The organism is Sphingomonas sp. PP-CE-1A-559 (assembly GCF_004340965.1).
Lineage (GTDB): Bacteria > Pseudomonadota > Alphaproteobacteria > Sphingomonadales > Sphingomonadaceae > Sphingomonas.
Genome location: NZ_SLYA01000002.1, coordinates 995,630 through 1,014,731, shown reverse-complemented (window position 1 = coordinate 1,014,731; position 19,102 = coordinate 995,630). Strand labels below are relative to the sequence as shown.

The following is a 19,102-nucleotide window of genomic DNA, read 5'->3' as shown; positions in this document are numbered from 1 at the left end:
GGGAGTCGATTAGGCTTCTGCTTAATCACGGAGCGACCAACGAGCCCACGCCTTTCCAGCGCTAAGCCGGGGCATTGTCGCATTGCCCTTCCGATCCGACCGCGTCATTGTCGCGCACTCAGGGGAGAATGGTGTGCGCGACAACATCTGGCGAGCGTATGGGCTGGCAATGCTGCTCGGATCGACGGCGGCGAGCGCCCAACAACTGCCGCCCCCCGCCGACTCGCCGACCGCGGGTAGCGCGCAGGGGGACGTGTCGGTCACCATCTACAATAACGACGTCGCGCTGGTGCAGGACGTACGGTCGCTGGCCTTGGCAGACGGGCGGGTGCGGCAGAGCTTTCCCGACGTGAGCGCGTCGATCAGGCCGGAGACGGTATCGCTGACGGTGCCCGATGCCGCGATCGTCGAGCAGAACTTCGACTATGATCTGCTGAGCCCGTCGAGCCTGATGGAGAAAGCGGTGGGCGAGACGATCACGCTGGTCCGCACCAACCCCGCTACCGGCGCCGAGACCCGCGACCGTGCGAAAGTGTTGGCGGTCAATGGTGGCGTCGTCATCGAGGTGAACGGTCATGTCGAGGTGTTGCGCGACGACGGGCTGCCCGTGCGCGCGATCTTCGACCGGGTGCCCGATGCGTTGCGAGCCCGTCCGACATTGTCGGTGACGCTGGCCAGCACGCGTGCGGGATCGCGCCCGGCGACGCTGTCCTACCTGAGCCGTGGGCTAGGCTGGAGCGCGGACTATGTCGCTTTGTTCGACGACAAGAGTGGGACGGTGGACGTTCAAGGCTGGGTGACGTTGAAGAACACCAGCGGCACGACGTTCGGCAACGCCAGAACGTTGCTGGTCGCTGGCGAGGTCGGCAGCACGGATGATGACGGGAACGGCAATTACACCCCGCGCCGCCGCCGCATGACGACGACGTTGCCTGGAACCGAAAGCACCGCGCGCGGGCAGCTCGGCGACTTCTATCTGTATCCTTTGGCCGAGCGCACCACGATCGCCGACAAGCAGACCAAGCAGGTCAGTTTCCTAGACGCGAAGGGCGTTGCGGCAAGCGCGGGCTATCGTTTCGAGAATGGCTGGCTGGGGAGCTCGGACGAGCCACGAAGCGCGCAGTCGGTGCTCCGTTTCAGCAACTCGGGCGCGGCCGGCCTGGGCGACGCGCTGCCGGCGGGCGTGGTCCGGGTCTATGTTCGCGACGCGCGTGGCCAACCACAGTTCACGGGCGAAAACCGTATCGAGCATACTCCACAAGGATCGACGATCGCGCTGCCAACAGGCGATGCCTTCGACGTGAAGGTGCGGCCAACCACCGTATCGCGTACGCGGCAGGGTGATAGCCGATGGCGTACGGCGATGCGGTATACGCTGACCAATGCGCGCGGCCGGCCGGTGACGGTCGAACTCGTCCAGGGCGGTCTCGACGGGGGCGACGTGCGCGTCGTTGCGGATAGCGCCAAGGGCGAGCGTCGCAACGCCGGCACGATGACGTGGCAAGTCGCGGTGCCGGCCAACGGCACCGCGACGGTGACTGTGACCTTCGACACCCGCTACTGATGCGGCTTTGGCTGCTCCTCGCGCTGTTGACGGGCGTGTTGCTGTCGGGAGGGGCGGAAGCGCAGACCCGCACGGCCATCGTTACGTCGTCCGCGCCCGATCACGTCGCGTTGACGGTATACCGCTCGCCCTACGGCAAGGGCGCGATGAACCTGCGGTATCTCGGTGGCTTCGCCCTGGTGACGGAGACCCGTCGCGTACGATTGCCTCGGGGATCCGCAGTGATCCGGTTCGAAGGCGTGGCGGAGGGGATCGTCCCTGTCAGCGCCATCGTCGACGGCCTACCTGGCGGCATTATCGAAAAGAACCGCGACGCCCGCCTGCTGTCGCCCGCCTCGCTGGTCGATGGCACGCTTGGTCGCGAAGTAACGCTGACCCGCACCGACAAGGCGAGCGGAAGGTTGGTGAGCGAACCCGCGACGATCGTTGCCGGCCCGACACCGGGGGTTATCCTGCGCACGACTGCCGGGATCGAGGCGTTGCGCTGTTCGGGTCTGGCCGAGCGGTTGAACTTCGCGCGGGTGCCAGCGAGCCTGTCGAGCAAGCCGGTGCTGAGCGTAACGACGACCAGCCCGACGGCGCGCACGGTCACGGTGCGACTCTCCTATCTGTCCTCGGGCTTTGACTGGCGAGCGAGCTACGTCACGTCGCTTGCCGCCGACGGTCGCACGGTCGACCTGTTCGCTTGGCTGACTCTCGCCAACGGCAATCCGGAGATCTTCTCGAATGCGGACGTTCAGGCTGTCGCAGGCCGGCTCAACCGCGTCGCGGTTCCGGCGATCCCTGCGACGGCTGGTGCGCTGCGATTGGTCTGCTACCCGCTCGGCACCACGACCTCAGACCTGCGGCAAAAGCAATTCGAGCTGGCCGACGAGATCGTGGTAACCGGCTCGCGAGTCATGGAGTTCGCGCTATCTGCGCCGGTTCCGGCACCGCCACCACCACCACCGCCGCCGCCGCCGCCGCCGCCCGAGGATTTGGGCGACCTCAAGCTGTACCGCGTGCCAATGCCGACCACTGTCGCGGCCAGGGGACAGAAGCAGGTTGCCCTGATCGTTCAGAAGGCGGTGCCGGTCGAGCGGCGCTACCGGCGCGCAGTGTATCCCGGACAACAACTCGACGGTGTGCCGACGTCGATCGTGCTGGTGCTGAAGAACGATAAACAGCACAGCTTGGGCGTGCCGCTGCCCGCCGGCAGCACTGCGCTGTACGCGGATCAGGCAGGCGGGCGATTGCTTCTAGGTTTGGGAACGATCGGCGACCGCACAATTGGCGAGACGGTTCGTCTGGGCGCCGGCGTGAGTAGCAGTGTGACACTAACCCAGGCAGTCGCCGTGCTGAGCCCGCCGGGGGCGCTAACTTCGGAAACCGCCGGTTCGCACGAGGCCGTCGTAACGGCGAGCAACGGCAACTCGGTTCCCGTGATGCTCGACGTGGCGATCGGCGTCGCGGGCCAGGCGATCGAAGCCGACGGCGGCGAGGTTGGTCGCATCGATGGGATTTCTACTTGGTCGCCGCTGCTGCCCCCGGGTGGCAAGGCCGTGTTGCGTTACCGCTACTGACGTCGTTAGCTGACCAGCACGAAGGTCGTTGTCTCCGGCGGCCGTGTTGGCCTTGAGCGAACACTGTGCCGAACGACTCAACCGGTGATGAGATGAAGGGTGCGGGTGGCGGGAGCGATGGTGACGCCGCGGCCCCAGTCGAACGCGAAGAAGTCCTGTTCGACGCCGTCCGCGAAGATCACCCCGCCGTCGTTCATCCGCGACGTGACCGCGAGCGGCATGCCCGCAAGCTTGCCGGCACGAAGCGAGGTTGCGGTCGCCACGCTGGGGAAGGGTTCGCGTACGAAGAAACCAACCGCGCGCTCCTGCGGATCGAGGGGGAGGGCGGCATGCGTCGCCTCCATGATCGAGCGAGCCCAGCCCGTCGCGCCGGTCCCCGATGCGACGATCAGTCCACTGGACGAGTGGTCCTCGGCCTGGTCGCCGCAGGTGATCCGGTAGCGCGCGGACTGGTGGCTGCGATGACCGACGAACACCTCGTTCAGCGCCAGCAGCCGTTCGCCGGTATCCAGCCGCGCCTCGACCATCGTCCGTTGCTCGGCCGGCGCCGCACCTGCAACGCTCGCAGGTAGCAACGCGGACAAACGGGCAAGCGACACGCGCACTAGGACGCCGTCGTACAAATCGGGAGCGGGGTTGAGCCCGAGCACAGGTTGCCCGTCGAGATACTTCGCGACGTTGGCGACAAGCCCGTCCTGCCCGACAGCGACGATCACGTCCTCCGGGCCGAACAGGAATCGATCGAGGTCGGCACGAGCGACGCTCGCCTGGCGCCATTCGTCGGGAACGAGCGAGCGGGCTTCGTGCAGCGTCGCGTGGAACCGGCGGTGCCGATCCTCGATCGCGTCGATGTCTTGGCCCCGCGTCTCGAGAAAGAACTTCGCCTGCCCGCGCGTCGCGTGCCGCGCGAGCAGGAGGTCATAGTCGGTCTCCCGGGTGACGAAGACCGCGCGCGGGGCGTTGGTCGCCATCAGCGGGGCAGCGCAGTCTGAGCAGCCGGGGCATTACGAAACCCGTCCAGCACGGTCGCGAGCAGGTCGGGCGTGATGTTCAGATGCTCGATCGTATCGAGCTTACCCGCCAGTTCGCGCGCCGCGAGCCCGAGCATCACCCCCGGCGGCAGGTCCCGGTAGATCGTCATCCGCGCCTGCTCCGCTTCCGCCTTGGCACTCTCGACCGTGCGGATCCGCTCGGCCTCCGCTCCCGCCTCGACCTGCTGCGCCTCGGCCAGACCTGTCGCGCGGTTGCGTGCGTTCTCGGCCTCCTGGGTGATGAGCAGCATCTCGCGGCGTGCGAGTTCGGTACGGTTGGCGAGTTCGTTCTCGGCGATCGCGCGTTCCTTCTCGACCGCAAGCGCGCGGCGTTCGAACGTCGCCTGATCGGCCTTCTGCTGCAATGCCTCGAACGTCGGAGTCTGGAGCGCGCGTTCGAGCTCGCTCGATGGCGCGAGGTTGGTCAGGCGGACCGCGGTGACCGCGATGCCGATTTCGTTCAGCGCGGGATCGTTGGCGAGCGCAGCCTCGAGCTGGTGGCGCAGCGGCTCGGGACCGGCATCGAGCAGCGTCCGCACCGAGCCCTGCGCGAGATATTGCAGCGCCGCCTGGTTGACGAGCCCCGCCAGCCGGGTCTCGATCCGCTGGATCGGTTCGCTCTTGTAGGCACCGGTAAGCAGGCCGAGGCTGAAATCGACGCGCGAGGCAAGCAGTTCGGGATCAGCGACGTGCCAGGTCAGCGTGCCCTGGATCGCCACGCTCTGGAAATCCTGGCTGCGACCCTTCACGAAGATCGCCATTTCGCGGTCGTCCATCGGCAGCTCGGCGATGCTCGCGGTCTCCGGACGGAACCAGAAGACCAGCCCGCGGCCGCTCTGCTTCACCTTGCCACTGCGGTAGCGGATGACGTGATTGCTCGCATCGCTACGCAATTGGGCGAGGAAACCGAGGTTCTTGATCGAGGCCATGACGGTTACTCCTGTGTCGAATGATGGCGGAAGAGTTCGGCGGGACGGAACGAGGCACCGGTCTCGCGTTCGCCGGTCGCCACCAGCGTGTTCGTGGCGAGCATGCGGCGGCGGAAGGCCGGCTTGTTGAGCGACCGCCCGAGGATCGTCTCGTGGACGTCCTGCAGCGCCCTTAGCGTGAAGCGGTCGGGGAGAAGCGCGAAGGCGACATCCGAGTAATCGAGCTTGCCGCGCAGTCGCAGCATCGCGAGCCCGAGCATGTCGGCATGGTCGAACGCCAGTGGCAGCGCGTCTCCGTCCTGCGATCGTGCCTCGACCGGCCCCCCGGTCTCGCCGGACCAGGGGACGACGAGTTCGGCCAATGTCAGGTCGGGCGCCGCCTTCAGCGCGGCTGCGAAGCGAGCAGGGGGAAGCAGTGCGAAATACGCGACGCTGATCACCCGGGTGCGCGGGTCGCGGTCGATTGCACCGAACGTGTAGAGCTGTTCAATATAGGCGTCCGCCATCCGCACTTTTGTTTCGAGCACGCGGTGCGCCGCGACATCGAGACTCTCGTCGATGCCGACAAATCCACCGGGTAGCGACCAATCACCAAGGCAAGGATGCTCGGAACGCTGCATGAGCAACGCGGCGGGCCTGCCGTTGATGACGCTGGCCAGGATTAGATCGACCGCAACCGATGGGCGCTCGTACCGGTTTGGATCATATCCATCGAGAAACTCAGTCTCGTTCATATCGTACCCATATATCCTTCTGGCATATTACTAATATGCCAGAAGGATATATGTCAAGGATGGTTGTGCTAGGGGCCGATCACGGTTTAAACTGAGGCGAGAAGTTCAGCGTATGCCCTGGAAGGCTCCGTCTGATACTTTGGCAGCCACAGACAATGCCTGGATCACGTCAGACGTGAGAAGGATGACGATCAGGAGGTACCAACGGATTCCGCCTGGGCGCGGTTCATTCGAACATGGCGGGGGGCCACGGCCGCGATATCGTTCACGCCCGCCAGGGTCATCGTACGCTCGAACTCCTCCGTGAGCAGCGTTAGTACGCGGTCGACGCCTGCATCTCCGCCTGCTGCCAGGCCGTACAGATAAGGGCGCCCGATCGAACAGGCGGTCGCGCCCAGCGCCAGCGCCTTCATGATGTCCGAGCCGCGCCTGATGCCGCCATCGCAGATGACGTCGGGCGCACCGCCGATGGCGTCGCGTACCGCGGCGATCTGGTCGATCGGCGCAGGCGCGCCATCGAGCTGGCGACCGCCGTGATTGGAGACCATTACACCCGTTGCGCCCGACGCGATCGAACGTCGTGCGTCCTCCGGCGTCATCACGCCCTTGATTGCGAGCGGCCCGTTCCATTCGCGCGCGAGCCATTCGACATCGCGCCAACCGACCGAGCTATCGAACTGGCCGCCGATATAGTCGAACAGGCTCATCGGCCCCGATGCCAGCGCGTCGATCTTGTGGCTGACGTTCGCAAGATCGAATTTCGATCCTGTCAGCGCGGGCAGCGACCATGAGGGATGACGCGCGAAACTCAGGAGCGACTTGAGCGTCAGTTTGGGCGGCAGCGACAGTCCGCTGCGCCTGTCTCGCTCGCGGTTGCCGGCGACGGGCGTGTCGACGGTCAGCGCCAGCCCGTGAAAGCCTGCGTCCCGGCAGCGCGCGACGAACTCTGCGGTCAGGCCGCGGTCCTTGAAGATATAGATCTGGAAGACCTTCGGGCCGGCGAACGCCTGGGCAAGGTCTTCGAGCCGCGTCGTTCCCATCGTCGACAGGCTGTAGAGGATGCCGTGCCGCGCGGCCGCGCGTGCCACGGCGAGTTCGGCATGGCCGTGGAACATCCGGGTAAGCCCGGTCGGCGCCAGCATCAGCGGCCAGCGTGATGGCTGTCCGAACAGCGTCGTGCCGGTCCGGATAGCCGAGACATCGTTCAGCACGTCCGGCACCAACTCGTAGTGCGAGAACGCGTCGACGTTTCGGCGCAGCGACACCTCGTCGTCGGCGCCGCCGTCGATATAGTCGAAGATCGGTCGCGGCAGCCGTTTGCGCGCTAGCAGACGCAGGTCGGCAACATTGTTCGCCCGTCGAAGTCGCGTCATCGGTCCTGCCACTTTTCTATCGCCACTGATTGCTTCCGTGATCAGAATGTCGGCGATGCGATCGTAATCTGCGCGCCTTCGGAACGAGCTACAAAAGCCTTCGCTATGCCCGTCCGCTGGTTGGCTGTGCCTCCCAACGACCTCGGGCGTAAAGTCAGGTTCTCGGGTACCTTGCGACGAGTCGATCACAAGCAGGGGAATAGACGCGTGGGTGTACGTCATCGGTTGATCGGCATGGCAGCAAGACTGGTATGGCGGATCGCCAAGCCGCGAACGATCGGTGTTCGTGCGGTGTTGCTGGACCGGGTCGGGCGGGTCGCGCTGGTACGGCATACCTATGCCGATCACTGGTATCTGCCGGGCGGCGGCGTGAAGAAGGGCGAGAGTATCGCCGCCGCGCTGTTGCGCGAACTTGCCGAGGAAGTGGCGATTGCCGATGCGGTGATCGAGCGGGTGCTCGGCGTCTATCACAGCCGCGGGGAGGGCAAGGACGACCACATCGTGATCTTCGTCGTGCGAACCGGGGCGCGCGGTGTTCTCGCCCGCGCCGACCTGCGGGAGATCGAACAGGCGGGCTGGTTCCCGCTGGGCGACCTGCCGGAGACAACATCGCCGGCAACCCGACGGCGCATCGTCGAATACCAGCAGGGCGCGACCGGTACCGGGGCCTGGTAACGCGGGCGCTGGTCGGCCCACCGGACTGCACGATAAAAGCAACGATGCGCATAACGTGAGTTCGCGACGTACTTTGCCGGACTGCTACCTTAGTCCTCCGACCGCGGCTGCGGATCGGGAGGAGAGAACATCGTGAGCCAACCCATCGTCTCGACCGTCGACGGTATCGTGCAGGGGAGTGCCGCGGGCGACGTGCGGCGGTTCCTCGGCGTGCCCTACGCCGCGGCGCCGGTGGGTGCGAACCGGTTCGCGTCGCCACAACCGGTCGTACCGTGGCAAGGCGTGCGCGACGCGACGGTGACCGGCCCGAATGCGCCGCAGCGGACCAAGGCGTTTCCCGGCCTCGATACCGTTCCGCTGATCGGCGAGGGCTGGGCGCCGGGCGACGAGTATCTGACGGCGAATATCTGGCGGCCCGATGACCACCGGACCGGCCTGCCGGTGATGGTGTTCATCCACGGCGGCGGGTTCGTGATCGGTAGCAAGGATGCGCCGGTACAGGACGGCAGCACGTTCGCACGCGATGGCGTGATCTGCGTCGCAATCAATTACCGGATGGGCGTGGACGGCTTCCTGCCGATCCCGGGCGTGCCGACCAACCTAGGGCTGCGCGACATGATCGCGGCGCTGACTTGGGTACGGGACGGCATTACCGCGTTCGGTGGCGATCCAGGCAACGTCACGGTGTTTGGTGAGTCCGCGGGTGCCATGGCGATCGCCGATCTGATCGCCTCGCCGCTCGCCAAGGGATTGTTCCGGCGCGCGATCATTCAAAGCGGGCATGGCGGAATGACGCGCTCGGTTCCGGTAATGCAGCGGCTGGTAAAGAAGCTGGCCAAGATCCTGAAGGTCACCCCGGATGCCACCGGCTTTAGCAGCGTGCCGTACGACGCATTGATCGATGCGGTCGAGGCGGTATCGGCACCGACCGCGCGGATCGATCTGCGCGACGAGGCGGGCCATGAACCGGTGTTCGGGATCAGCCGCTTCGTCCCGGTCCACGGCGACGACGTGGTGCCGCAGCGTCCGCTTGATGCGCTGGCGAACGGCGCTGGCGCCGAGGTCGATCTGCTGATCGGCACCAATGCCGAGGAAATGAACCTGTATCTCGTCCCCACCGGCGTGCGCGACAAGATCGGGCGACTGCTCGCGACCTATGTGCTCCACAAGTCGCAACCGCATGCGCGCAAAGTGCTGAAGGCCTACCGGATCGGGACGAAGGGCAGGAAGCCCGGGCAGGCGCTGACCGATGCGATGAACGACCTCGTCTTCCGCTGGCCCGCGCGGCGGTTCGCCGAGGCGCACAAGGGGCGCACGCACATGTACGAGTTCGACTGGCGCTCGCCGATGTTCGGCGGCGAGCTTGGCGCCTCGCACGGCATGGAGCTGCCGTTCGTGTTCGACACCCTGGCGTGTGCGACCGGCGAGCAGGGTCTGTGCGGACCCAATCCGCCGCAGGATCTGGCCGAACGGATGCACGCGCTGTGGATCCGGTTCGCCACCGATGGCCGCTTGCCCTGGGTCGAATTCGATGCCGAGACGCGGCAGGTCTATTCGCTTGTCCGGCAGGAGGCGCGGCATGAGCCCGTCATGCCGGCCGCACCCTTCCTGCCCTGAAGGACCGACGATGTATCTCGAAAGACTGAAGCTGACTGGCCGCCGTGCCCTCGTGACGGGTGGCGCGGCGGGGATCGGCCTGGCCTGTGCCGAAGCGCTGGCGGAGATGGGCGCGCACGTGACGATCGCCGACCGCGACGAGGCGGCGATTGCAGCCGGACAGGCGGCGCTCACGGACAAGGGCTATGCGGTCGACGGTATCGAGATGGACGTGACCGACCCGGCACGCGTCACCACGGTCGCCAACCAGCTCGGGGCGATCGACATCCTCGTCAACAATGCCGGCATCGCGCGCAGTGAAATCCCAGCGGAAGACGTCGCCGACGAGCATTGGCTGAACGTGCTCGACGTCAATCTCAACGGCACCTTCTGGTGTGCGCGCGCCTTTGGCCGTCACATGCTGGCGGCGGGGAGGGGCGCGATCGTCAATGTCGGGTCGATGAGCGGGTTCATCGTCAACCGGCCACAGCCGCAAAGCTATTACAACGCGTCGAAAGCCGCGGTGCATCAGCTGACCAGAAGTCTCGCTGCTGAATGGGCGCCACGCGGCGTCCGCGTCAACGCCGTTGCGCCGACCTATATCAACACCGTCCTCAACAGCTTCGCGGATCGCGAGGGCGAGATGTACAAGCGCTGGATCGACGGCACGCCGCAGGGCCGTCTCGGCGAACCCGAAGAAGTCGCGTCGATCGTCGTGTTCCTTGCCTCGGATGCGGCGAGCCTGATGACCGGCAGCATCGTTCTCGCCGACGGCGGCTATAGCTGCTGGTAACGCACCGATCGGCGAAGCCCGCGAGCCGGACGGCATAGCGCGAGACCTTTCATACAGGTGAGCTATCGGATAGCTTTGACTGTAGAAGTAGCCGGCGATGGATCGGCGCTCTACAGGGATGAGGATCCAATGCGCTTTAAGACATTGCTCGCCGCAGGATGCGCCGCCGCCGCCTTCACCACCGTGCCAGCCTTCGCTCAGGACGCTGCCGTATCGGCGACGCAGGACGCCGCCGATACGGCCAAGACCGCAACGTCCGTCAGCTCCGATGACATCGTCGTCACTGCCCGCCAGCGCCAGGAATCGCTGAAGGACGTGCCCATCGCGGTGACCGCGATCACCGGCGATCGGCTGAAGGAGCTGCAGGTCAACACCGTCAAGGACGTCGCGTCCTACACGCCGGGCCTCAACATCAATTCGGACAGCGTGGGCCGCGCGTTCGTCTCGATCCGCGGCATCGGTACGACACTGATCGACACCGTGCAGCCAGGCGTCGGTATCTTTATCGACGGCGTCTATCAGCCGAACACGTCCTACCTGAACTCGCCGATCGTCGACGTCGCGCGGATCGAAGTGCTGCGCGGGCCGCAGGGGACGCTGTTCGGCAACAACACACTGGGTGGCGCGATCAACGTCATCACACGTCAACCGGGCAACGAATGGGAAGGGCGGTTCGACGCCGCGGTCGCCGGCACGGACAATTACGCGTCGGTCTCGGGCTCGGTCAGCGGGCCGATCGTGCGCGACCTGCTGCAGTTCCGCCTGGGCGCGTCCTATCATGAGCAGGACGGCTTCATGCGCAACACGCTGACGATCGGCGACATGAACCCGCTGAAGCAGCAGAGCGTCGGCGGCACGCTGCGCTTCACGCCCGCCGACTGGGCGGTGTTCACCGTCAATGGCAATTACGACCAGACCGCGGGCGGCAGCACATCGTATATCCATGTCGCCGGGCCGACCGACTACCGCCTCGACGGCGCGACCAACGTCCTGAACCGCGCGGTAATCGACTATTACGGTGCGAGCGTGAAGGGCGAGTTCGACGCCGCCTCGCTGAAAACCAAGATCACCGCGATCGGCGCCTACAACCAGAAGAACGTCGCCGGGATCAACGACGGCGATTTCGGCCCGGTCGACCTGCTCCGCACCCGCGGCGGTTCGACGTTGAAGACCAAGACCGCCGAACTGCGCTTCGATACGCAGTGGAGCGATGCGTTCTCGACGTTGATCGGCCTGTACGGCAACCGCTACACGCAGACGAGCGATCAGCTGACGACGATCGATTTCCGTGCGCTGCTGGGGCCGACCTTCCCGGCGCCGGCCTCGACCACGCCGTCGTCGACCTATGTCCGCAACGACACCCGCGCGATATTCGCCACCGCGTTCCTGAAAGTGGGCACGCTCGATCTCGCCGTAGGTGGCCGGTACGATCACCAGAAGCTGGTCGCGAGCCAGGTAAACGGCACGACGCCGTATACGGCGCCCGAGTACAAGAAGGACCAGTTCCAGCCGCGCGTTACGCTGACGCAGCACTGGACACCGGCGGTGATGAGCTACGCCTCGGTCGCCAAGGGTATCCGCGGCGGTGGCCAGAACGGTCCGGGTACGCGGCCGGAGGATGCGACCTACAAGGGCGATAACGTCTGGACCTACGAACTCGGCACCAAGTTCGACGCGTTCGACCGTCGCCTGACGATCAACGCCGACGTGTTCTATAATGACTATAAGGACTTCATCGGCCAGAACTCGCTCGCGCCCAACACCAGCGGGGGATTCGTCGCGATCAACCTCAACACCGGCACCGTCGAAAGCTACGGCGCCGAAGTGGAGGCGCATCTGCGCGTGACGAACCAGTGGCGGATCGATGCCGGCGCGTCCTATCTCCATGCCCGCATCACCGACGACAGCCAGTATTTCGCGACCACCGGCGTCCACGTATCGAGCGACCGGATCATCTTCACGCCCGATTACAACTTCAACGTCAACACGACCTACACCGTGCCGGTCGGCGCCAATGCCGTGCTGCTCGATGCCGGCATCTTCGGGAAGGGCAGCCGCATCGGCTCCTCGCTCGATCCCAATGTGGCGCCGAAACTATCGGCTTATGCGATCACCAACGCCTCGCTCGGCTTCCGTTTCTCGAGCGGCCTGACCATCACGGCGTTCGGCACGAACCTGTTCAACACCAAGTTCATCGAAAGCTATATCGACAAGTCGGCGCTGGTCCGCGCCGGGCTCGCGCCGCTGGCGTCGAACCTCGCCATCCAAGGCGATCGCCGCCGCTACGGCGTGCGCGCGAGCTTCCGGTTCTAGGATGACCATGCACTTCGACCCCATAGAACGCGCGCCGCTGGACCCGGCCTTCGTCGCGGCGCTCCGGCAGCGTTTCGGCGACGCGCTCCAGATGAGCGACGCGATGCGGCTCCACCACGGCAGCAGCGAGGCGCATTTCGCACCGATGCTGCCCGACGCGGTCGTCTTCGCGCGATCGACGGAGGAGGTGGTCGATCTCGTCAAGCTGTGTACCGCCGCCAAGGTGCCGATCGTCGCGTTCGGCGCTGGTACCTCGATTGAGGGCAACACGCTGGCAGTGCACGGTGGTATCTCTGTCGACTTGTCCGAGATGACGCAGATCGTGTCGATCAACGCCGAGGATTTCGACTGCACGGTGCAGGCCGGGGTCCGCCGCGAGCAGCTGAACGAACATATCCGCGACCTGGGATTGTTCTTCCCGATCGATCCCGGCGCCAATGCGACGATCGGCGGGATGGCCGCGACGCGGGCGAGCGGCACCAACGCGGTGCGCTACGGCACGATGCGCGAGGCGGTGCTGAGCCTGCGGGTGGTGACGCCCGACGGCCGCGAGATCCGCACCAGCCGCCGTGCGCGCAAGTCGGCGGCGGGGTATGACCTGACCCGGCTGTTCGTCGGTTCCGAGGGTACGCTCGGCATCATCACTGAGGTGACGCTGCGGCTGCACGGCATTCCTGAGGCGATCTCGTCCGCGGTGTGCAGCTTCGACACGCTGAACGGCGCGGTCGATACGGTGGTGCAGGCGATCCAGATCGGCGTGCCGCTGGCGCGCGTCGAGATCCTCGACGACATGCAGATGAAGGCGGTCAACGCCTGGTCGAAGCTCGACTATCCCGAACTGACGACGCTGTTCTTCGAATTTCACGGTTCCCCGCGCTATGTCGATGAACAGGCCGAGACGGTGCGCGAACTTGCGGCGGCGAACGGCGGCGGCGATTTCCGCTGGTCGAACCTGCCCGAGGAACGCTCTAAGCTGTGGAAGGCACGGCACGAGGCCTATTATGCGGCGGTCAATCTGCGCCCCGGCGCGGTCGGCTGGGCGACCGACGTGTGCGTGCCGATCAGCCGCCTGGCGGAGTGCATCGGCGAGACCAAGGCCGATCTTCAGGCGTCGTCGGTCCCCGCGACCATCTTAGGGCATGTCGGCGACGGTAATTTCCATGTCGTCTTCTCGATCGATCCGGAGTCCGAGGCGGAACTGGCGGAGGTGTCGGCGATCAACGCAAGGATGGTCGAGCGGGCGCTGGCGATGGACGGCACCTGCACCGGCGAACACGGCATCGGCATCGGCAAGCAGGACTGGCTGGTCGCGGAACTGGGCGATGCGGTCGATCTGATGCGAACGCTGAAGCATGCATTGGATCCGCACAACCTGTTCAATCCGGGCAAGATCTTCGCGTTCTGAAACTGCTCCCCTCCCTAGAAGGGAGGGCTGGGGGTGGGTCGGCTCATTGGCAAGCGCTAGTGTTCGCCGCGAGCGACCCACCCCCGACCCCTCCCCTTCAGGGAGGGGGAAGAAGGACTTGATATGGACAGCCTGCACCTCGTCGACCCTACGCTGCGCCCACTGCTGGAGATGATGCCCCAGATTTCGCTTACCGCGGATATCCTGCCGGCGATGCGCGACCGGCCTTCGATGTTGCCGCCGGCCGACGAGTCGCTGGCGACGCTCGAGATCCACACCGTTCCGGGACCTGCGGGCGCACCCGACATCGACCTGCACGTCTACCGCCCGGTGGGCGTCACTGGCGTCCTGCCGTGCATCTACCACATCCACGGCGGCGGCTATGTGATGGGCAAGGTGTCCGAGTACGACCCGCTGGTCCGTCCGCTGATCGCCGACCTGCAATGCGTGATGGTGTCGGTCGAATACCGCCTCGCGCCCGAGACGAACTTTCCCGGACCGATCGAGGATTGCTATGCCGGGCTCGCCTGGACGTTTGCCCATGCCGAGCAGATCGGGATCGATCCCACGCGGATTGGCGTGTTGGGACAGAGCGCGGGCGGCGGCTATGCTGCGGCGCTGGTGTTGATGGTGCGCGACCGTGGTGAGTATGCGCTCGCGTTCCAGCATCTGATGTACCCGATGCTCGACGACCGTACCTGCACCCGCGCGCCGAACCCCTATGCTGGCGAGTTCGTGTGGACCCGACAGAGTAATCGCTTCGGCTGGAGCTCGCTGCTCGGCCACGCCCCCGGCGGCGACGACGTGTCGCCCTACGCCGCGCCCGCACGGGCGACCGATCTCGCGAACCTGCCCCCTGCCTATATCGCGACTGGCGCGCTCGATTTCTTCGTCGACGAGGACATCGACTACGCGACGCGGTTGATCCGCGCGGGCGTGCCGGTCGAACTTCACGTCTATCCCGGCGGCTATCACGCCTTCGACATCTTCGCCGACGGTCCGGTTTCGCAACAGGCGCGCCGCGACAGCCACGAGGCACTGCGCCGTGCGCTTGCATAAGGACCTCACATGACCGATTTCGCCCGACCGATCGACGCGGCCTCACCGCCGTTTGCTAAGACGCTGTTGCCGCTGCTGGCGCTGGCGCTGGCGATGGCGATCGGCTTCACCATGATGGGCTCGTTCGGAACGGTGCAGGAGGGGGCGAAGGCCGAACTCCACCTCAGCGACTATACGTTGAGTTTGATCCAGGGACTGTCGGCGGCGCTGCCGCTCGCCGTGTTCTCGATCCCGATCGGCATCTTGGTCGATCGCTACAACCGGGTGCGGATGATGATCGCGCTCGCGCTCGTGTGGACGCTGGGCACGGTGCTCACCGCGTTCGCGCAGGGCGTGCCGGTGTTGTTCGTGGCGCGCATGCTGACCGGGATCGGCACGACAGGCGCCTTGACCGCGGCGCTGTCGCTGTGCGCCGACTTCTGTGTCCCGACGCAGCGGGGCAGGGCCATGCTGATTGTCAACCTAGGCAAGTCGCTCGGCGTCGCACTCGCCCTGGGCTTGTCAGGCGCGCTGTTCGGCCTGTTCGCCCATGGTGGTGCGCCGACGTGGTTCGCGGGGATGATGCCGTGGCGCAGCGTCCATCTGGGTCTTGCCGTCATCAGCGTGTTTGCCATCCTGCCGCTGTTGCTGTTGCGCGAGCCGGCGCGACAGGAGGTTGCGGCGGGCACGCATGCGCCGTTCAAGGTCGTCGCTGGCGAGCTCTGGGCACGGCGCGTGTTCCTGATCCCGTTGTTCATCGGCCAGATCAGCGTTGTCATGGCCGATGCCGCCGCCGGGATCTGGGTCTCGCCGGTCCTGTCGCGCAATTTCCACCTGCAGCCCGACCAGTTCGCCGGCTGGATGGGCACGCTGCTCTTTGGCTCGGGCGTCGTCGGTGCGATCGTCGGTGGCCTGTCCGCCGACCGCGGGCAGAAGAGCGGACGGCGCGGTGGCCTGCTGATCGGTGCGATCGTTGCCGCCGCGGTCGGTGTGCCCGCGGCGTTGTTTCCGGTCATGCCCTCCGTCCCGCTGTTCGGGGTCGCGGTCGGCCTGCTCGTGACGTGCGGCGCAGTGACGGGGGTGGTGACCTCGGTGGCGTTGACCGTGCTGATCCCGAACGAACTGCGCGGGTTGTGCATCGGCGCGTTCATCGCGATCGCCGGGCTGATCGGCTACGGCCTCGCACCGACGCTGGTCGCGGCGGCAAGCGGCATGCTGGGCGGCGAGGCGCATCTCGCGCAGGGTCTCGCGATCGTCGGCGTGGTGACCAGCGCGATCTCCGTCATTGCCTTCACGATGGCGATGCGGCGTGCACCGGTATCGGCAACGGCCTAACCTATAAGATAGCTCTTGCGTGAGCTATCGGATAGCTGCATGATCGACCCAATCCCGGCAATCGGGAACAGGAGATCGGTGTTGGGCGAGGGTAGCATGCAGAAGGAACGGGTCACGGTGTCGCCCGAGATGGCGGCCTTCATCGGCGAGGGCGTGGTCGACGCGACGGCCGTTTCCGCCGACGCGGTGGTCCTCTGCTTCACGCTCGGCGAGGATGCGCCGGCGCAGGTCACCGTCGCCACCGGTTCGGTTCCTTCGGAAGAGCGCGCGATCCTCGTCCTTGCGGTCGAACGTGGCGCTTGTCTGCGGGTTTTCGATTATGCGCCCGACGCGAACATCGCGTGCCATCTGCCGAGCGAATTGCGGATTATGGTCGCCGCGATCCTCGATTGCACGCTGCCCGAACCCTGGCGCAGCACGCATCGTTCGGCAAAATGCATCGAGCTGCTGTCCAGTACGTTCCAGCGGATCGTCGAGGACGACCTGGTGCCGCTCGCGGGTGCCGGGCAATTGTCCGCTCGCGACAGTCAGCGGATCGTCGCGGCAAAGCGGATGATCGACGAGCGCTGGGGCGAGAAGATGACGCTCGATTCCATCGCGCGCGCCTGTGGACTGAACCGGGCGAAGCTCACGCGCGGCTTCCGCGACATGTTTGCGTGCACGGTCGCCGACGCGCTGCTCGACCGGCGGCTCGGGGCGGCCCGTCAGTTACTGATCGCGACCGACCTGCCTGTATCATCGATCGGGTACCAGTGCGGCTATCTCAACAACGCCAGTTTCACGCGCGCCTTCTCGCGGCAGTTCGGCGCGACGCCGTCCTCGCTGCGCGCACCGCGGCTCGCGGCATGAGCACGGCGAGCCTGCGACTGGTCGAGGGCGGCTCGCTCGTCGATCAGGCGGTCCACGCGGTCCGCACGCATATCCGCACGAACGACATGAAGGTCGGTGACACGCTGCCCTCCGAAGGGCATTTCGCAACGCAGCTGGGTGTCAGCCGCCCAGTCCTCCGCGAGGCGTTCGGCGCGCTGGCGGCGTTGCGGCTGATCGACGTGGGCAATGGCAGGCGCGCGCGGGTCGCTGCGATCGACGGATCGGTGATGGCGACGTCGCTCGATCACGCGGTGGCGACGGCGCAGATTTCGATGGTGCAGATCTGGGACGTGCGCCGCACGCTGGAACTCCGTACCGCCGAACTCGCCGCGATCGAACGCACCGACGACGAGGCACGGACGATCGTCGGGCTGGCGGAGGCGATGGAAGCGGCGGGTACCGATGTCGATGCGCTGACCCGCCACGACATCGCGTTCCACCAGGCGATCGCACAGGCGGGGCGCAACATGCTGTTCCTGCAGATCGTCCGCTCGTTCGCTCCGATGATGGTCCACGCGGTGCCCGCGGCCTGGGCAACGCGAACCACCGCGCGGCAGCGTACCGCCGTGCTGGCGCACCATCATAACCTAGCGCGTGCAATCGCCGACCGTGACCCGAAAGCGGCGATCGCAGCAATGAGCACGCATTTCGTCGCGTCCATCGGCGATCTTTTCGCGCGTCTTTGAAGTGCGCCCAGCCCGCATCGTTTTCTCCGGGGTCGGTAGCTTTTGAATCTTTCGACTTCGACGCGTACGCGCAGGCGTTGGCATCATCTACCCCATGGGACCTGATCGCAGCGGCCGCTGCCATGTCAAAAGCGACGGGCGGAAGAGCAAGATACCGGACATGGCTGGATTCGCTACCCGTCGCATGCCATTCGCCGTTGTTCGTTCCTCAGTGGCATGCAACATGATGCGTTCAGGTTTTCCGGGCTAGCATCACCACTTCGACGACGGACGACATTCAAGGACGACTGATGCGCGCACCTCGGCTTTCCTGCCTGTTTCTCTCGAGTATCGCCGCTAGCGTCCTCATAGCGACGCCGGCGACCGCAGACTCGATTGCGCCTACCGGCCTCGAACGCGTGTTGAGTTTGCTGGTCGCGGAACGCTCCGGTGACTACGGCATCGCAGCCCTGGACCTTCGCGATGGCTCGACCGCATCCGTCAGGGGGGACACGCCGTTTCCGATGGCGAGCACGGTCAAGATCGCGATCGCCGCCGCCTACCTTGCCGACGTCGACCAAGGTCGCCGCACCCTTAGCGATATGATTGTCGGTCGTCCCGCCGCGAAGGTCATGGAATTGATGATCGTCCACAGCGACAACCAGGCGACCGACCAATTGCTTGCCGCTCTCGGGGGCCCCGTCGCTATCCAGCAGTGGCTCTCGTCGCACAGGATTACCGGCATCCGGATGGACCGGACCATCGCGCAGTTGCTGAGGGAGCGTGGCCACCTTGCCGACAGCAAGGATGTCGCCACGCCGATCGCGATGGTCACGTTGTTGAACAAGCTCGACAACGGCACCGTCCTGGCAGCGCAAAGTCGTCAATTCCTGCTCGAATTGATGAGCCGCTGCCAGACGGGCACGCGCCGTATCCGCGCCCTGCTTCCCGCGGGTACCAGGGTGGAGGACAAGACCGGTACGCTCGACGGTATCACCAATGACGTCGGGTTCATCACCATGCCGGACGGCCGCCGCGTCGCAATCGTGGTGTTCGCGCGAGGGGGGCGCGACCGCCAGCCGGTTATCGCCGAAGTCTCACGCGCGATATACGACTATTTCGCCGACAGCGCCCGCAACGCGCTCGCTCTCTTCATGCAGATGCGATGACCAAGGTTTAGTTACCGGCCTGCCGCGAACTATGGGCGGCACAGTTTTTG

General features: G+C 65.7%; 16 protein-coding genes. 12 read left to right on the top strand and 4 right to left on the bottom strand.

Annotation, left to right across the window (positions count from 1 at the left end; genetic code table 11):
- Window positions 1-169: 169 nt before the first annotated feature.
- Both C8J42_RS09920 and C8J42_RS20100 read left to right on the top strand, forming a co-directional pair.
- Window positions 170-1,564 (top strand): DUF4139 domain-containing protein, encoded by a 1,395-nt coding sequence (locus C8J42_RS09920; protein WP_133019997.1) that lies wholly within the window; start codon window positions 170-172, stop codon window positions 1,562-1,564.
- Window positions 1,564-3,126 carry a hypothetical protein gene (locus C8J42_RS20100; protein WP_165895469.1) on the top strand — a complete coding sequence of 521 codons (1,563 nt, stop codon included), beginning with the start codon at window positions 1,564-1,566 and terminating at the stop codon, window positions 3,124-3,126. Before C8J42_RS09920 ends, C8J42_RS20100 begins: the two co-directional genes overlap by 1 nt.
- Window positions 3,127-3,203: 77 nt before the next feature.
- Here C8J42_RS20100 and C8J42_RS09905 read toward each other — a convergent pair whose 3' ends face one another.
- The 4 genes from C8J42_RS09905 to C8J42_RS09890 all read right to left on the bottom strand — a co-directional run bounded on the left by C8J42_RS09905 (window position 3,204) and on the right by C8J42_RS09890 (window position 7,193).
- The gene (locus C8J42_RS09905; protein ID WP_133019854.1) at window positions 3,204-4,097 is read right to left on the bottom strand and encodes an NAD(+)/NADH kinase; all 894 of its coding nucleotides are present in this window, start codon (window positions 4,095-4,097) and stop codon (window positions 3,204-3,206) included.
- Window positions 4,097-5,086 carry an SPFH domain-containing protein gene (locus C8J42_RS09900; RefSeq protein ID WP_133019853.1) on the bottom strand — a complete coding sequence of 330 codons (990 nt, stop codon included), beginning with the start codon at window positions 5,084-5,086 and terminating at the stop codon, window positions 4,097-4,099. Before C8J42_RS09900 ends, C8J42_RS09905 begins: the two co-directional genes overlap by 1 nt.
- Before the next feature lie 5 nt (window positions 5,087-5,091).
- The gene (locus C8J42_RS09895) at window positions 5,092-5,820 is read right to left on the bottom strand and encodes an NUDIX domain-containing protein (protein ID WP_133019852.1); all 729 of its coding nucleotides are present in this window, start codon (window positions 5,818-5,820) and stop codon (window positions 5,092-5,094) included.
- A gap of 191 nt (window positions 5,821-6,011) precedes the next feature.
- Window positions 6,012-7,193, bottom strand: a complete 1,182-nt coding sequence (locus C8J42_RS09890) for an alpha-hydroxy acid oxidase (protein ID WP_133019851.1) — start codon at window positions 7,191-7,193, stop codon at window positions 6,012-6,014.
- Window positions 7,194-7,400: 207 nt separating this feature from the next.
- Between C8J42_RS09890 and C8J42_RS09885 the strand changes: the two genes are divergently transcribed.
- The 10 genes from C8J42_RS09885 to C8J42_RS09840 all read left to right on the top strand — a co-directional run bounded on the left by C8J42_RS09885 (window position 7,401) and on the right by C8J42_RS09840 (window position 19,052).
- Window positions 7,401-7,868: an NUDIX domain-containing protein gene (locus C8J42_RS09885; RefSeq protein WP_133019850.1), complete on the top strand. Its 468-nt coding sequence runs from the start codon at window positions 7,401-7,403 to the stop codon at window positions 7,866-7,868.
- A gap of 132 nt (window positions 7,869-8,000) precedes the next feature.
- Complete coding sequence (locus tag C8J42_RS09880; RefSeq protein ID WP_243644248.1) at window positions 8,001-9,485, top strand: carboxylesterase family protein; 1,485 nt, start codon at window positions 8,001-8,003, stop codon at window positions 9,483-9,485.
- A 10-nt stretch (window positions 9,486-9,495) separates the two neighbouring features.
- Window positions 9,496-10,257 (top strand): SDR family oxidoreductase, encoded by a 762-nt coding sequence (locus tag C8J42_RS09875; RefSeq protein ID WP_133019848.1) that lies wholly within the window; start codon window positions 9,496-9,498, stop codon window positions 10,255-10,257.
- Between the two features lie 129 nt (window positions 10,258-10,386).
- Complete coding sequence (locus tag C8J42_RS09870; protein ID WP_165895468.1) at window positions 10,387-12,570, top strand: TonB-dependent receptor; 2,184 nt, start codon at window positions 10,387-10,389, stop codon at window positions 12,568-12,570.
- A 1-nt stretch (window position 12,571) separates the two neighbouring features.
- Entirely contained in the window at window positions 12,572-13,975 is a 1,404-nt protein-coding gene (locus tag C8J42_RS09865) for an FAD-linked oxidase C-terminal domain-containing protein (RefSeq protein ID WP_133019846.1), read from the top strand.
- 123 nt (window positions 13,976-14,098) lie between these two features.
- On the top strand, window positions 14,099-15,034 hold the full coding sequence (locus C8J42_RS09860) for an alpha/beta hydrolase (protein WP_133019845.1): 936 nt from the start codon (window positions 14,099-14,101) through the stop codon (window positions 15,032-15,034).
- Window positions 15,035-15,043: 9 nt separating this feature from the next.
- Window positions 15,044-16,348, top strand: a complete 1,305-nt coding sequence (locus C8J42_RS09855; RefSeq protein WP_133019844.1) for an MFS transporter — start codon at window positions 15,044-15,046, stop codon at window positions 16,346-16,348.
- Window positions 16,349-16,444: 96 nt separating this feature from the next.
- Window positions 16,445-17,197, top strand: coding sequence for an AraC family transcriptional regulator (locus C8J42_RS09850; RefSeq protein WP_133019843.1), 753 nt, complete (start codon window positions 16,445-16,447; stop codon window positions 17,195-17,197).
- Window positions 17,194-17,904 carry a FadR/GntR family transcriptional regulator gene (locus tag C8J42_RS09845; RefSeq protein WP_133019842.1) on the top strand — a complete coding sequence of 237 codons (711 nt, stop codon included), beginning with the start codon at window positions 17,194-17,196 and terminating at the stop codon, window positions 17,902-17,904. Before C8J42_RS09850 ends, C8J42_RS09845 begins: the two co-directional genes overlap by 4 nt.
- Before the next feature lie 290 nt (window positions 17,905-18,194).
- Window positions 18,195-19,052, top strand: coding sequence for a serine hydrolase (locus C8J42_RS09840; RefSeq protein ID WP_133019841.1), 858 nt, complete (start codon window positions 18,195-18,197; stop codon window positions 19,050-19,052).
- Window positions 19,053-19,102: the final 50 nt, after the last annotated feature.